This window comes from Aurantimicrobium minutum (assembly GCF_029893825.1).
Taxonomy (GTDB): domain Bacteria; phylum Actinomycetota; class Actinomycetes; order Actinomycetales; family Microbacteriaceae; genus Aurantimicrobium; species Aurantimicrobium minutum_C.
Genome location: NZ_JARXXV010000001.1, coordinates 576,053 through 591,068 on the forward strand (window position 1 = coordinate 576,053; position 15,016 = coordinate 591,068).

The window sequence follows — 15,016 nt, forward strand, 5'->3', positions numbered from 1 at the left end:
GCTACACAAAACGACTTCTGCGGAGATAGATCATCACGCCCCACAACAAAGAAGAGAAAGCAAGCCAAAAGAGAACTTCGTTCAGAATTGCTGGGTTACCAGTTTCTGCGAGCGAGCTTGAGTTTCGTGACCCAGACGATGTTGATGCACCGGACGCTGATGATGTGGGAGTTGGTGTCGACGTGGGGCTCGAAGGTGTCGGAGTGGGGCTGGGTGCAGCAGGCACTGTCATGAGTGGGATTGTAGCTGGGTAGATAAGTAATGAATCTGAATAGCCAGCACCTGCTCCCAGGCGACCTTGGAAGCTATAGGTGGCTGAACCAACTGCACTGGTCATGGAGTACATATCTGTAACCCACACCCCTGGACTTGCTTCAAAACTATTCGTTAGCCAACCCACCCCTGATGAATCAAAATTCAGGCTGTAACAAGTGGAGAGACACATCGGCGCCATCATCGCATATGAAACAGAAGCAGAAGTAGGAATATTTTGACCATTACGAGTCAAGGTGAGAAAAAACAGTTGGCTTGGCCCACCGGCTTGACTATCCATCAGGCTGTATAAATTGCCATCTACAGGGTTAAACCCACTCGCCAACCCACTTCGTGGCAAACCAGATGCCAACAGAATGAGGTCATATTGGTTAGCAGCACCTCGAGGTTGAGCGTAATAAACAGAATTGTTACGCCGGAAAATATACATGTAACCGTATTGGTCGATTGCCACAGAGTCGATGGTCACCGTACTGAGAGCGTTTGACAGATAGAACGTCAGTTCCGCCTCTGTGGCGCCAGAAACTGGCGAAATTTCATACAACTTGGACCAGCTACTGTTCCCATCAACTACAACAAATTTGTTAGTGATGGGGTTGTAAGCGCCGCCCGAATAACACTTGCTTGAGGCCTCTGGCGAATTAGTATTCGGCGTCAGAGTTCCATTGGAGGATAGATCAATAAAAGTCTTGGTTCCTGCAGTTGAATCACACGGAAAAGCCAGCATCTTATTATTTGCCGGCAGGGTCGTAGCAGGGGCAAAGGCTTGCACAAAATCACCAAAGCGCAGGCTATCTGTACTAGACACCCACGACCCAGCATAAGTAAACAGGTGAGAGCCGTTGACACCCGAAGTTTCGGTGGCAAAGCTGTAGTAGTTGGACACATCCGCCGAGGTTGTTGTGAAGACAAGTGCGTAAGAGGTTCCGCTGTAAGCCGCTGCGGGATACACAAAGTCGAACTGAATGGTAGACATTGACGTAGATACGGCAGAAGCTGAGACCGTCGTATTAGCCCGGGCAGCACCTGTTGCCGGTGAGCCATTGGCAGTATTGACTACTTCGACTTTGAGATCGCCAGGCGTACCTGTCTTCTGAACATCAACTGTTATTCGGTGAAGAATGCCCGTTCCAACCGCAGTAAATATTTCTGCGACTTTATTTGACGGATTATTGAGCACAGATGTTGAGAGAGAAGTGCCTGTGACCTGTTGCTCAGGACCACCCGCGGCACGTGCACTTGTTGCCCCAATCATCGCGGCCATAACTAGTGAGATTGAAACGATGAAAGACACAGTGAGGCACTTGTGCGTGACAAACCAGGGCATTCAGCCAGCGTATGGAAATAACCAAAACGTCTTTGTTTTCTCATACATATGTATGAGATTCATTCTGACTGAACTTGGGACATTGACGGACACGGTTCGTCAATATCGAGATGCTTGCTTTTATCGTGTTGAGACATATCTGTTAAACAGTAGAAATACACTGGTGGAATGTCTTTACATCTAGCCGCCGCACTCGCCGGCCTTGGATTTGGACTGTCATTGATCGTTGCCATTGGCGCGCAGAACGCATACGTTCTGCGCCAGGGCCTGCGCAAAGAACATGTCTTTGTGATTGTGGCGATTTGTGCGCTCTCCGATGCACTGCTGATTGCCGTTGGCGTGGCCGGCTTGGGTACCATCATTCAGCAACTGGAGTGGTTACTGCTCCTGATTGAACTCATCGGTGGCGGATTCCTGTGCACCTACGGCGTCATGGCAGCCAAGCGCGCCTGGAAACCCGAAGTCCTCAACACCGACACCGGTGGTGCTGCAATCAGTCTCAAGGTTGCCGTGGGCACCGTGCTTGCTCTCACCTATCTGAACCCCCACGTCTATCTGGACACTGTATTGCTCTTAGGTTCTGTTGCCGGAACTTACGAACAGAACCGCTGGTGGTTTGCCGCTGGCGCCATGATTGGCAGCATAGTGTGGTTCAGCACCCTCGGCTTTGGCGCACGCCTCCTGGCCCCCGTATTCACAAAGCCGACTGCATGGCGTGTACTGGACGCAGTCATTGCCGTAATTATGTTTACCCTTGGGATGAGTTTGATCGTGAATTTCTTATCGGTTTTAGTCTCGTCTTGAGTGAAAACCCAGAAAACTACTTTTGGGTTGAGAAAATTAAGATCTTTCGCGAAAAGAAAAGCCCTACCACAAGCGCAATAAATCCCAGTAATAAGGTGAGAGTCATATTTTGACCCGTCCTTGCTAAATCACCGCTTGATTGGTCTGTTGAGGGGAGTTCTAAAGTAAAACTTCTTTCGGTAAATGCCGACACATAATTTGCAGTGGTAGAAGCAGTTGCACGTACTAGGCATGTTCCCGAGTGGCTAAAAGTTATTTCACCGGTGGAAGGGTTAACTGAGCATCCCGATACTCCTGCATTGGCGACAGAGTACGTAATCGCACCGTCTCCGGAACTTGTCGCTGCCACATTTGGAAGTGACGGACTTGCATTCATAGTCAAATTCGTTGGAGACCAAGATACGTTTTGTGTCGGAAGCGCTGTCCAGTGCGCATATAACGTAATGTCCCCATAACCCGTTGGTGAATATGGCGAAGTGAGTGCTGTACCTGAACTGGGGGCGGAATACCAGCCATCAAAATGAAAACCGCTTCTAGTCGGAGAATTGGGAAGCGTGACAGAACCACCGGTTTGATATGAGCTTGATGAATTAGATGAGCCACCTTGAGCGTCAAAAGTAACTAGATATGTGCCGACAGACCATTGCGCATAAAGAGTAAGGTCATTGGCAAAATTGTATGAACTTTGATCGGAATAACCAGTGCCCAAATTGTTTGACTGAGTATTCCAGCCAGTAAATGAATACCCAGGTCTCGAGAACGTATTTGGTGTGAGGTTTGCTGTACTGGAATCAGTTTGAGCTGGCATGGTTCCAGTAACTCCAGCACCGTTGGGCATGAATTGAACAGATTTACCCAAGACGCTACTGGCGAAAACCAGAGATCCGTCTGGTGTTTGTTGGTTCGTTGAAGTGGTCAAATTATCAAATTCAAAACCTTGTCCGCTAAATCGAACAGCGTCAACGGCAGTATTTCCTCCGAGAAACAAATTGAAATACGCAAAAACTGAAGTGTCATCAATTGATGAACGAGTATTCGGAGTCAAGGAGGTGAAACCACGTGGGTTACCAAAATATCGACCTTTGAGATATGAAGAACCATTAAGCGAAGTCAAAGATGCGGAGCCCGGGTATGGACTCGGAACACTGCCGCCTAAAAGTGTCATCATCTGAGATGAGTCATATGAGGCGACGACAGAACCATTGTTGAGAAATTCAACAGTATTTCCGGTATTTCCAGCAGACCACCAGAAACCTACGTATTTGACTGCTGAAGGAAAAGTAAAGGTAATTGTTCCAGCTGGATTTGGATCCCGATAAAGAGTTGCAGCGAAGTTTGTACCGTTGCCGCCATAATTCGGACTGGCGGATTGTGATTCCGCACCCCCGTAGCCTTGTGGGGTTAAGATTCGGCAGGCGCTCAATCCAGCTTGCGCCCCGCCAGTGAGAGTTGAAGAGGTAATTGTTCCTACTGCAGTATTTGCAGGACAATCCGCTCCAGGCCACGCAGCCCCCGTAAATGAATTGAAATTTTCTGTCTGCGTTCCCGAACCAGTTACCGAGGAGCCCTGGACTAAAGGCGCGGACAAATACAGCGCGATGCTATCGCCAGGAGCAGCGAAAGCAGAATGAGGAAAATTGAGCGAAATGACGACAAAAATCGCAGTGAGCGCCGAGAGTAATTTTTTATTCATATACCCAGAAAAGTCCAGAAAATTGTGCCTTCAGTATAGCTTTCCGCCTCATCTAGAGCATCTTGCACCCAACACCAAAATTCAGTTTTGCTCGAAGCTTCCGGAATTCTCAAAAACTTTTGCAGATTAAGTGTCTACGTTTATATCCCACTAGTTATGTGTGGCGGTTTTTCGCCCAAGCAATAACATCACGAGACCTGCAAGTAGCAACATGAGTCCCGATGACATTAGCGGAAATACATCAGTTTCTTGAATACCCGTGTTTGCAAGGTTTGGGTCAGAAATTACTGAAGTAGACGCTGAGGGCGAGGGTGAAGGAACTGCTGTTACATATGTTGCAAATCGAAAACTCGTTTGATTAGGGGTAACACCAGTATCGATGTAGTTTTGCCAACCGACGTTTCCAGAACCTGGTTTAACTCCCTTTGCACCAGCTGGAACAGTGGTCGCATTTTCAAAGTGATATTCACCAGAACCAGTGGTGCTGAACACAATTGCGTATGCGGTTCCACTAGCAACAGTTACAGGCGAAGTGAAATCAAACACAACTGTGGACACTGTTCCTGGAATGAGAGTTTGTGAAACTGAAGCTGAGCTCAATGAGTTACCGGTAGGAAATCCTGATCCATCGACAGCATAAATCGAAGCCACCAACGGAGCCGTGGTAGCGCTCTGGAAAGAGTAAGCATCAATAGAAATTCGGTCTAACTGCCCTGACGCTCCAGCAGTGAAAACCTGTGCCAATGGAACATTGTTCATGATGTAGTACCAACGAGTACTAGAACCTGTTGCTTGCTGATCAAGTGTTCCTAGAGCTGTTGCTGACAGCGCAGGGAAAAGACCAATGAACAAAGAAACCACAAGGGCGACAGGGGCAAAAATCCCTGCGCGCGTGCGCATTGCAAGCTGAGACATAGCGCCAACAGTAACCAGATTGGAGAGATGTGTTGAGATATTCATACAGATGTATGAGTCTGTAAAGGAATACGGCTCTACAGGTATTTTGAAAACTGCGACCTGGTTACGAACTGGAGGACATTGTGCGCAATACACGTGTTCTCTATGTCGAAGATGACCCTGCACTTCGGTCGATAATGAGCGGCTTACTCACGAAACAAGACGGTATTGATGTAACGGGGCAAGCAGAAGCCTCTACTCCTGCGCTTGAACTTGCTCAGAAACAAGATTTCGATGTGGCGCTTCTAGACATTGCTCTGGGCCAAGACAGCGCCAACGGGATTGAACTAGGCCTACAGTTACGAACAATCCAACCCCATATTGGCATCGTCATTTATTCTCAGCATGCCCAATCAACCTTTCCCCTGAACATGAATGCGCGGATACGAGAGGGGTGGTCAACGGTGCAAAAGAGTGCATCCATTGACATGCCCTACCTCGTTGAGGTCCTGAGGGCCACCGCGCTCGGGCTCTCAGTTATCGACCCCAAACTCTCTCAGACTGATCGGGAAGAACCTGCTGCAGACTCAGGGTTGAAGGATCTGAGCCCTCGGCAGCACAAAATTATGGCTCTCTTGATCGAAGGTCTTGATGTGCCACACATTGCGACAAAACTTGGTGTCTCCGCTGTAACGATTAGGCAGGAACTTTCCCGAATATACAAAGTCTTAGTCCCCCATCCTGGAGCAGGTACTGACCTCAGAACAACAGCCGTGCTCAGATACCTCCGGCTCAGTAGAAACTATGCGTGGGGTAATGCTGAATAAAACCGCTTTTGCCCGCATCTTCGACTTTGTTGCAGGACCATGGCCCATTCACCCCATTGGGTTCGCAATCATCGCTGGGTTCCTCAACCAATTTTCAGGGGTTCGTTTAGCAGTCAGCCATGGTCAGTCGACCGCAGAAGCATGGATCCACTTCTTACCAAGCAGCATCGCTATGGCTGCGATTCTGTGGGCAGGTTTTGCGCTCACATCTGTCTTGATCAAGCGAGCACCAACACGTCGACAGAAACAAGCAACATATCTCGGAATCAATTTCCTCATTTCAGGGATATTCGCTGTTCTATTTGGCATCTATGACGGAAGGCCTGTCATGGATGCCCCACTGAACACACTTCGCATGTATTTGGTAATTCTCACCGTCTCAACAATTTTTGGCATCAGTGAAAATCGCATTAGGAGACAAGCCACTCGTGCAGAGGATGCTTTGGCAGAAGTAGATCGGCAGCGTTCACTCCTACTCCAAGCCGATGAAGGCACACGACGCGAAGTTGCAGATTTCTTGCATGACAGAGTTCAAGCAGGCTTGGTCGTTGCGAACATGCAGTTAGGAAACATTTCCGAAAAACTCAGCGACCAACATAAAGCTGAGCTGAAATCTGTTATCGAGGAACTCGAAGAAATCCGACGATTCGACGTCAGAGATGCAAGCAGACTTCTCAGTCCCGACATAGCGGTTGTTGGGTTAGAGCGATGCTTGACCGAGCTCAGTGCGAGATACCGGGATTCTATGAACATAGCCGTGAGTGTCACCCTTGATCCACGCACCATCGATACTCGACGACAACTCGCGATATATCGAATTATTGAGCAAGGCATCCTCAACGCAGCCGTTCATGGTCACGCTACCCAATGCCAAGTGCAAGTGTTACGCAGTGGAGAACTACTTGAGATAACTGTTCAGAATAATGGCCGAGTACTTTCTGGGACAGCGATTTCTTCTGGCTCCGGAACTGCCGTTATTGATGCGTGGACATCACAATTCTCGGGCAGTTGGTCGTTGACAATGGGCCAAGAAAATCACGTACTTCTTCGAGCTTCACTCTTAAGCTCGTAAACACTTATTGAACAAGTTCATAAATAAACGCCTGAAGAACCTCAGTACTTGTCTTTACCTCAGTGAGCACTCGCTGATAGCCGGGGCCTTCAAAAGAATCTAACCGATCAAAGTGTTCAGCAAGTTCTTCACTCTCGAGAAGATCTACGGCAACTTCTGGGCCAGCGGAATCCAGAATGATTCCGGGGAAACCTTGCGCAGCACCCCAACCCTCTTCATGCAAAAAGCCACGTACAAAACCTATCGACCAGGTTCCCTCAATCATCGAAACATGATGATGGTTGGGCTTTCCTGGCCCCAAAGTTCCATACGTGGCTAGACGCATAAAGTTACGAAAAACTAGTCCTTCTTCGCAGCTGGCTTCTTCGCTGCAGGCTTCTTTTCAGCAGCTGGCTTCTCAGCCTTCGCTGGCTTTTCTGCCTTCTTCTCATCAACAGGAGCGAATGCGCTCATGTCAACGGTCTTGCCCTTGGTGTCAACAACCTTTGCCTTGCTCAGGATGATGCTCACTGCCTTGTTGCGGGCAACTTCAGCAACCATGGAAGGAATCTGGTTGTTCTCGGTGAGAATCTTGGCAAACTCAGAAGGATCCATCTGGTACTGCATAGCGCCCTGGATCAGGTACTGAGTGAGCTCGTCCTGGCTAACCTGAACCTCTTCAGCTTCAGCGATGGTGTCGAGCAGGATCTGAGTTGCGAACAGAGTCTGTGACTCTTCGATAACCTCTGCGCGGTGCTTGTCATCTTCGAGACGACCTTCACCCTCGAGGTGGCGGTGAACCTCGTCATCGATGATGCCCTGAGGAACTTCAATCTTTGCTTCTTCAACAAGCTTGGCAACAAGCTTCTCGCGTGCTTCACGTGCCTGAACAGCAACCTTGCGCTGCTCAGCCTGTGCCTTGAGGCTCTCGGTCAACTCTGCGATGGTGTCGAACTCAGAGGCGATCTGAGCGAAATCATCGTCTGCCTTGGGAAGCTCGCGCTCCTTGACAGCGGTCACGGTCACAGCGATCTGTGCCTTCTCACCTTCGTGGTCGCCACCGAGAAGGTTGGACTCGAAAGTGGTGGACTCACCAGCGGTGAGAGACTCGATAGCTTCATCGATTCCCTCGATGAGCTCGCCGGAACCAACTTCGTAGGAGATGGACTGTGCAGTGTCTACTTCGGTGCCACCAATGGTTGCAACGAGGTCGAGCTGAGCGAAGTCACCCTTCTTAGCTGGACGGTCAACGGTGACGAGGGTGCCGAAGCGGCTCCGCAGGTCGTCGAGTTCCTTCTGAACGTCTTCCTTGGAAACAGCAGCTGCTTCAACCTCAACAGTGAGACCGTCGAGCTTGGGAAGCTTCACCTCGGGACGAACGTCAACCTCAATGGTGACAACCAGGTCGCCAGAGAAGTCCTTCTCGGCTGGCCAGGTCACAATGTCTGCCTCGGGGCGACCCATGGGGCGCACCTTCTCGTCGAGAACTGCCTGGCGGTAGAAACCTTCCAGACCCTCGTTCACAGCGTGCTCGAGCACAGCCATGCGACCAACGCGCTGGTCAATCAGTGCAGCAGGTGCCTTGCCCTTGCGGAATCCAGGAACGTTGAGGGATTCAGAGATGTGCTCGTAAGCGTGCTTGATAGCTGGCTTCAGCTCGTCAGGGGTCACCGTGATGGTGAGCTTGGCACGGGTGTTACTGAGTTTTTCGACCTTGGTCTTCACGAAGGGGTACTCCTGCTTGTGATGGTGATGGATCTGAGTATGGTCGGGGCGACAGGATTCGAACCTGCGACCTCCCGCTCCCAAAGCGGGCGCTCTAGCCAAGCTGAGCTACGCCCCGGTCCTGCAGAGAAGTTATTCACAAAGACAACTTGCGCAAGGCCGGTATTCGCCGAGGCGAAATGACCGAGTACCACTCTACTATGTATAAGATGGTTCGAGTGCCCACCGACAAACCGGTGGAGTCCACGGGGATGTAGCTCAATGGTAGAGCCTCAGTCTTCCAAACTGATTACGCGGGTTCGATTCCCGTCATCCCCTCCAAATAGAGAAAATCCCCCGGAATTTCGGGGGATTTTTCTTTTCCCACGACGGGAAAATTCCGACTAGACAAGACCCAGTGTCCGTGGGCTATGCTCAACTATTCGAAGATATATTCGAATAACAGGAGGGGATCCGCATGGCACAACAACACCTGGAATTAGTGGTCAGACCACTCACCGGAGAATCAATTCCGGCAATTCTGGCTGCCTCCACTGCCGTTCAAGCAGGTTTTCCCTCCCCCGCGCAAGATTATTTTGATGGTCGAGTTGACCTGAATACTCACCTAATCAAAGACGTGAATTCCACATTCATTGTTCGCGTTGCCGGCGACAGCATGAAAAATGCCGGCATTAGTGACGGCGATGAAGTGATCGTGGATCGAGCCCTGACACCTCGCGACGGTGACGTCGTGGTGGCAGTGCTCGATGGTGAACTAACCCTCAAGCGATTATTCATTCGTTCTGAGCGAGTGCTACTCAAAGCCGAGAATCCTCGTTACCCCGATATTGCCGTGGATAGCTTGAGTGAACTGACGATTTGGGGCGTTGTGACTCGGTGTTTGCACCATGTCTAACCCTTCACAACGCCGCATTGCGCTGGTGGATGTGAACAGCTTCTTCGCATCCTGCGAGCGTGTCTTTGACCCGAGCCTCGAGGGCAAACCTGTTGTGGTGCTCTCGAACAATGACGGCTGCGTGGTGGCACTGAGCAAGGAAGCTAAAGCACTGGGCGTGAAGATGGGCATTCCCTGGTTCAAGATCTCGGCCTGGGCACCCAGTGTGGGCTTGGTGGCCAGATCATCCAACTATGAGCTCTATGGCGATCTCTCCTCACGTGTGATGAGTATCTTGCATGAGTTCTCTGCCCACGTGGAGGTGTATAGCGTCGATGAAGCCTTCCTCGAACTCAGCGGAACACCAGAAGAGCTCGTTGCTCTAGGCCACGAGATCAAAGCCACCATTTACAACAAGCTTGGCTTACCGGTGTGTGTGGGTATTGGCAGGTCGAAGACTCAAGCCAAGCTCGCCAATAGCGGGGCAAAGAAGTCTGCGGGTTTGGGCGGGGTGTGTAATCTCGACCAGTTCACGCCTGAACAGCTTGACCACATCATGGCCGCCTTGCCCGTGGACAATATTTGGGGCATTGCCCGGCGTCTGAGTAAGCGCCTCAACAGCATGGGTATCCACACCATCAAAGATTTGAGGGATGCGGACCCCGTGCGCATCAAGAAGAAGTTTGGCGTGGTGGTGCAGCGCTCACTCTATGAGTTGCGTGGCATCGACTGCATCAAGCTCGAGGGTGAGCGTCTGGTGAAGAACCAGGTGATGTATTCGCGCAGTTTTGCCACCCCGGTCACCACACGCAAGCAGATGGAAGAAGTCTTGGCGGTCTATGCCCAGCGCGTGAGTAAACGCCTGCGCAAGCAGGGTTCTGTGGCGGCAGCATTGACGTGCTTTGCGGGAACTTCACGCTTTGCCAACGAACCCTTCCACTCCCCCTATAGGAACGCGGTGTTCTCCGTTCCGACCAACGATCCCGTGGAGATTTTGAAGGCATCGAGTGCTGTCCTACTCGAGTGCATTGAGGACGGTAGGAAGTATGTGCGCGCAGGAATCATGCTCCACGATGTGAGTCCTAAAACCTCTCACCAATACCTCGACCTGTTCACCCCCATTCACGAGAGCAGGCAGCTTGGTGAAGTACTTGATCACGTGATGGAGAAGCATGGCGCCTTCAGTATTGGGTTAGGAGCAGCCGGCTTCAAATCTCCACGGCAGTGGGAGATGAAGAGAGAGCTCCTCTCCCTCAGGGCCACCACACGGTGGGATGAGTTGGCCACCGTTCACGCAAAGTAACTACTGGGTTCCCGCGGTGATTCCCCGCACCAAAGTGCGCTGGAAGAACAAGAACACGAGCAAGGATGGCAGGGTTCCAAGCACACTAGCCGCAGCAACAAGCTGACCGGGTGCGCCACCGAATTGCCCGTAGTTCACCGCAGAAATAGCCAGAGGAACTGTTTGGTTGGCGGTATCTGGCAAGAGTAGGAGCGTGAGCAAATATTCATTCCAGTTGTTGACGAATAGCAGCAGCCCCACTGTCAGCAACGTGGGCATCATCAGAGGCAACACCACGCGGGTCATTACTTGGAACTTGCTCGCACCGTCAATTTCGGCGGCTTCGGAGAGTGAAACCGGGATGTGACTCATCACGTTAGCGAGTAAGAAGATCGCAAACGCGCTGCCAATAATTCCAAGGGGGAAGATCAGGAACCCGATGCTTCCATACATGCCCAGCATCTTGGAGAGCAAATAGATCGGGAAAGCCACAGCTTCCAGTGGAAGCAGGAATATCAACACACTGATACCGATAACAAAGGGGCGTAGGCGGTGTCGACCAACACTGACCGCATAGGAAACCGGGAAAGCGATGATCAAACTCAGAAGTAGAGCGCTCACACTGATGATAAATGAATTGCCGATCTTCTGGGGCATATTCAGTTCGTCAAAGAACCAGGCATAGTTTGCCCATTCAATGTGGGTGGGCAGATCAAGGAAGCCCGAGAAGGTGAACTCACGACCTTCCTTGAGTGAACCAATCACAATCATGTACATCGGCAAAAGCCAGAACAGCGCAGTGGAGAGAACGACCAGCGCCACGACCACGGCTGGAAGGCGTGTAAAGAACTTTCTCATCACTTATCACTGACCTTTGCGCGCAGCTTGGCAATACCAAATACTGCAGCAACAACAAGACCAATGAGGACGGCCAGCATGGTGGTCACAGCCGAGCCATAACCCACATACTGTCCACCAAAGAAACTGTTAATAGCGAAGGTGGCTGGTGAGGTTGTACTCGCGCGTGGCCCACCAAAGGTCAGATAGAAAACGGGGGCGAACACTTTGAGTGCCCCCACGCTCAAGAAGAGTAAAACCACAAAGACTTCCGGACGCAGCGACGGAGCGATGATCCAGCGGAGACGTTGCCACCAGTTTGCTCCATCCAAGTGTGATGCTTCCACCACAGAAGGATCTAGCCGGGAAAGTCCAGCCAAAAACACGACATAGGCAAACCCTGTTTGCAACCAGATCATGAACAACGACAGCGCAATCAGGGCCGTGTTGGGCTGCCCCACCCAGTCAATAGCCACAGGTTTACCCGTGATGTTCGCCAGTGTCTGGTTGATTACACCGTTGCTCTCATCGAGCATCCACAACCAAATCACACCAGAGACAGCAATAGGAACTACCTGAGGGAGGAAGAAACCAGTTCTGGCAATAGGAACAATTTTGCGCAGCCACCGGCCGATAAACGTCTCATACGACGCCACAGCAAGAACGAGTCCGAACAGTGTTGGAATCAGCGAGAACGGGATGACGTAGTAAAAAGCGTGAAGCCAGGAATACCAAAAATCTTCATTCGTGAAGATGTTTTTATAGTTGTCAAAACCGATAAATTTGGCAGGACCAAAACCAGGCCACTTGAGCATGCTGATGCCCATGTTCCAGAACAGCATGCCGAAGAAAAAGACCACCAGCACGATAAATCCTGGGTAAAGAAACCACCCATATCCTCGGGTACGATGCGATGTGGCCACGAAGTGATTGTTCCTTATCTCTGTAGGAATATCAAAGAGCAGAGAAGGTAATGCGTCCACCGTTGAGAGTTAGCGACACAGGCATGTTTCGTAGCTCATCAACAGAGGCAAACAATGGATCAATATCCACAACACACAAGTCGGCAGGCTGCCCCACCGCAATACGTGTCCTTGCAGATGCTTCGAGTGCCGCCTGTGGTTCAATCCGCTGCTCTGGGTGCCATGGAGCACGCTCATCACGGGTGCGCTCAACCGCAGAAGCAATGGCAAACCATGGATCAAGCGGCGCAACAGGAGCATCAGAGCCCATAGACAGTTTCACCCCTGCATCGAGCATGGTGGCGAAGGGGAAGCATCTATCGGTGCGCCCTGCCCACAACACATCTGCCACATCACGATCATCCATCGCGTGCTCTGGCTGAACAGAGGCCACAACACCCAAATCTGCAAAGCGCTGAATGTCTTCCCACGCCAATAACTGCGCATGTTCAATGGTTCCTTCGCAGCCCACTTCCTCAAAGGCGTTCAAGGCAAAGGTGTTGGCGTCATCACCAATGGCGTGAATAGAACAGTTAATTCCGGCAGCACTAGCTTTCGTCATCAACGAAACTAACTCGTCATAAGAGACGTTGAGAATTCCTCGGGCATTCTTACCTGTTAGACCGGGGTATGGGTCATGGCAGAACGCGGTTCTGGTGTTCAAAGAACCGTCTGAGATGAGCTTGTAATTGCCCATCCGCAACAGGCCCTCAGTTGAGGCAATGATGTCGCCGGTGCGCAACCCCGTCTCAATAGCGCGGTCCAGGTTCTCGGTGTAAACACTGAATTCAACTTGGAGATAGTCATTGCCATTACCAATGCGGCGACGCCAGTCCGGCAGTATCCATCCCATTTCGAAGTCCACAATGCCCACAACACCACGGGCGGCGGCAGCCTTGGAACCTTCAAGAACTGCCTTATCAAGTTCTTCTGGACTGAGATCAGCCAACGAGCCCCAAATGGCAAAGCAATCATCTTCGACTAGGAGACCTGTGGGGTGACCAGCATGACCACGAGCTTCCAAGGCCTTTGTGTTTAGCCACACACTGTGACCATCACCACTGAAGAGGTAGACCTCTTCATCCGGGCACGCTTGATCAAGAACGCTGAAGTGTGGTTCGTGCTCCCACAAACTTCCACGCCAGCCAAAACCAACCATGGTTCCTGGATGGGTCGCGTGACGTGCCTTGACCCGCTCTCCCACTTCCGCCGCCGAGGCGACGCCTTCGAGGTTCAGACGCTGCAACAGCATGGACCATGAAGTGAAGTGTGTGTGGGTATCCCACATGCCAGGAATGAGATAACGACCATCAAGGTCAACAACTTCCCCAGCTGGGTCGAAGTCAAGACTGATAGCTCCGGTCGCTCCCACGAACTGAATGTCAGTGATGACACCATCAGTAATCACCACATTGATCAAAGATCCAATAAGTCCGCGCTCACCGGGGATTCGAGCGTTAGTGAGGGTCAGTTGCATGGCTCAAGTTTGGCACGAAGGACACCAATACAGCTTGCGGTTAGCCATCTCATCGAGACGAATATTCGTACCGCAGGTTAAACAGGGCAATCCTTCTCGCTTGTACACCCAATGGCGGTCTGCTCGGTTTGCCATTGCTTTGCGCCACTGCTCGCCCTCAAGCCCATCAATTGTCATCATTTGACCTGTTTGAACACCGATGTCTAACAGATAAACCCAATCCCGCCAGAGGTTCCATGCTTCGTCAGTGGTGATCTGTTTGCCGGGACGGTAGGGATCAATTCCTGCTCGAAACAAGATCTCTGCCCGATACACATTGCCAATGCCAGCAACGACAGACTGATCCATGAGCAATAGCCCTATTGCTGTGTTTTTCTTTGTGATCGCATCCACAAAACGCTGACCAGCAACGTCACTAGGGTCACGCTGCGGATCAGGTCCGAGCCGCTGCAGCACCACATCTACTTGTTCCCTGCTCAGCACCTCACAGGCAGTCGGGCCGCGCAGATCTGCACAGACCGTCTCGGTCAGCAGTCTGACGCGGACTTGCCCGATAGGTTCTGGTGGAAAAACAGTTGTGGCTTCCACAGCAGATTCTTTCTCTGCTTCTGCCATCCGCACACGAGTCTTGCGTGGTGCGCCAATGGATGTCAGAGAGTTTTCACCTTCAGCATCGAAAACAGTTCCACGCTGATTGGTCTGCCCCATCCGACCATTGGCGGAGGCAATTGTGGCATCTGCCTGGATATCGCCGGAGAAATCCCACGCACCATAAATCCCTAGGTGCACGCGAAGCCAGTGATCCCCTGCGAAGCCCATGAACATTTGCTTGCCCACAGCCCACACTTCGAGGAGTTCGGTGCCGTTGAGGGTGGCAGCACCCTGAGCGAAACGCCCCTGGGGTGAGCTCACCGCAATGTGGTGACCCACAAAGTTTCTATCGAACTGCTTCGCAATTCGATGAACGGAGTGACCCTCAGGCATCGG

The 15,016-nt window shown here is 51.3% G+C and carries 14 protein-coding genes and 2 tRNA genes; 6 read left to right on the plus strand and 10 right to left on the minus strand.

Annotated elements, in window-relative coordinates; all coding sequences use genetic code 11:
* Position 1: 1 nt before the first annotated feature.
* Positions 2-1,537 carry a hypothetical protein gene (locus M2120_RS02710; protein WP_280797186.1) on the minus strand — a complete coding sequence of 512 codons (1,536 nt, stop codon included), beginning with the start codon at positions 1,535-1,537 and terminating at the stop codon, positions 2-4.
* 231 nt (positions 1,538-1,768) lie between these two features.
* Between M2120_RS02710 and M2120_RS02715 the strand changes: the two genes are divergently transcribed.
* On the plus strand, positions 1,769-2,404 hold the full coding sequence (locus tag M2120_RS02715) for a LysE/ArgO family amino acid transporter (protein WP_280797187.1): 636 nt from the start codon (positions 1,769-1,771) through the stop codon (positions 2,402-2,404).
* Positions 2,405-2,420: 16 nt separating this feature from the next.
* Here M2120_RS02715 and M2120_RS02720 read toward each other — a convergent pair whose 3' ends face one another.
* Together M2120_RS02720 and M2120_RS02725 are read right to left on the minus strand one after the other, a co-directional pair.
* The gene (locus M2120_RS02720) at positions 2,421-4,097 is read right to left on the minus strand and encodes an InlB B-repeat-containing protein (protein ID WP_280797188.1); all 1,677 of its coding nucleotides are present in this window, start codon (positions 4,095-4,097) and stop codon (positions 2,421-2,423) included.
* Positions 4,098-4,247: 150 nt separating this feature from the next.
* Positions 4,248-5,012 carry a hypothetical protein gene (locus M2120_RS02725; RefSeq protein WP_280797189.1) on the minus strand — a complete coding sequence of 255 codons (765 nt, stop codon included), beginning with the start codon at positions 5,010-5,012 and terminating at the stop codon, positions 4,248-4,250.
* A 125-nt stretch (positions 5,013-5,137) separates the two neighbouring features.
* On the opposite strand from M2120_RS02725, the gene M2120_RS02730 reads away from it, so the two are divergent.
* Together M2120_RS02730 and M2120_RS02735 are read left to right on the plus strand one after the other, a co-directional pair.
* Positions 5,138-5,821, plus strand: a complete 684-nt coding sequence (locus M2120_RS02730; RefSeq protein WP_280797190.1) for a response regulator transcription factor — start codon at positions 5,138-5,140, stop codon at positions 5,819-5,821.
* The gene (locus M2120_RS02735; RefSeq protein WP_280797191.1) at positions 5,811-6,893 is read left to right on the plus strand and encodes a sensor histidine kinase; all 1,083 of its coding nucleotides are present in this window, start codon (positions 5,811-5,813) and stop codon (positions 6,891-6,893) included. The genes M2120_RS02730 and M2120_RS02735 overlap by 11 nt, the downstream gene beginning before the upstream one ends.
* A gap of 4 nt (positions 6,894-6,897) precedes the next feature.
* On the opposite strand, the gene M2120_RS02740 is transcribed toward M2120_RS02735, so the two are convergent.
* From M2120_RS02740 to M2120_RS02750, 3 genes are all read right to left on the minus strand, one after another.
* Positions 6,898-7,218, minus strand: coding sequence for a gamma-glutamylcyclotransferase (locus M2120_RS02740; protein WP_280797192.1), 321 nt, complete (start codon positions 7,216-7,218; stop codon positions 6,898-6,900).
* Positions 7,219-7,232: 14 nt separating this feature from the next.
* Entirely contained in the window at positions 7,233-8,597 is a 1,365-nt protein-coding gene (tig, locus tag M2120_RS02745) for a trigger factor (protein WP_280797193.1), read from the minus strand.
* Between the two features lie 40 nt (positions 8,598-8,637).
* Positions 8,638-8,715 (minus strand) — tRNA-Pro (locus M2120_RS02750).
* 129 nt (positions 8,716-8,844) lie between these two features.
* Between M2120_RS02750 and M2120_RS02755 the strand changes: the two genes are divergently transcribed.
* From M2120_RS02755 to M2120_RS02765, 3 genes are all read left to right on the plus strand, one after another.
* A tRNA-Gly gene (locus M2120_RS02755) sits at positions 8,845-8,918 on the plus strand.
* A gap of 136 nt (positions 8,919-9,054) precedes the next feature.
* On the plus strand, positions 9,055-9,492 hold the full coding sequence (locus tag M2120_RS02760; RefSeq protein WP_280797194.1) for a LexA family protein: 438 nt from the start codon (positions 9,055-9,057) through the stop codon (positions 9,490-9,492).
* Positions 9,485-10,774 carry a Y-family DNA polymerase gene (locus tag M2120_RS02765; protein ID WP_280797195.1) on the plus strand — a complete coding sequence of 430 codons (1,290 nt, stop codon included), beginning with the start codon at positions 9,485-9,487 and terminating at the stop codon, positions 10,772-10,774. The genes M2120_RS02760 and M2120_RS02765 overlap by 8 nt, the downstream gene beginning before the upstream one ends.
* Here M2120_RS02765 and M2120_RS02770 read toward each other — a convergent pair whose 3' ends face one another.
* From M2120_RS02770 to M2120_RS02785, 4 genes are read right to left on the minus strand one after another with little or no spacing between them, the layout of a single operon-like run.
* Positions 10,775-11,611, minus strand: coding sequence for a carbohydrate ABC transporter permease (locus M2120_RS02770; RefSeq protein ID WP_280797196.1), 837 nt, complete (start codon positions 11,609-11,611; stop codon positions 10,775-10,777).
* Positions 11,611-12,513 carry a carbohydrate ABC transporter permease gene (locus tag M2120_RS02775; protein WP_280797197.1) on the minus strand — a complete coding sequence of 301 codons (903 nt, stop codon included), beginning with the start codon at positions 12,511-12,513 and terminating at the stop codon, positions 11,611-11,613. The genes M2120_RS02770 and M2120_RS02775 overlap by 1 nt, the downstream gene beginning before the upstream one ends.
* A 31-nt stretch (positions 12,514-12,544) precedes the next feature.
* On the minus strand, positions 12,545-14,029 hold the full coding sequence (locus M2120_RS02780) for an amidohydrolase (RefSeq protein ID WP_280797198.1): 1,485 nt from the start codon (positions 14,027-14,029) through the stop codon (positions 12,545-12,547).
* A 3-nt stretch (positions 14,030-14,032) separates the two neighbouring features.
* Positions 14,033-15,013, minus strand: a complete 981-nt coding sequence (locus tag M2120_RS02785; protein ID WP_280797199.1) for an Fpg/Nei family DNA glycosylase — start codon at positions 15,011-15,013, stop codon at positions 14,033-14,035.
* Positions 15,014-15,016: the final 3 nt, after the last annotated feature.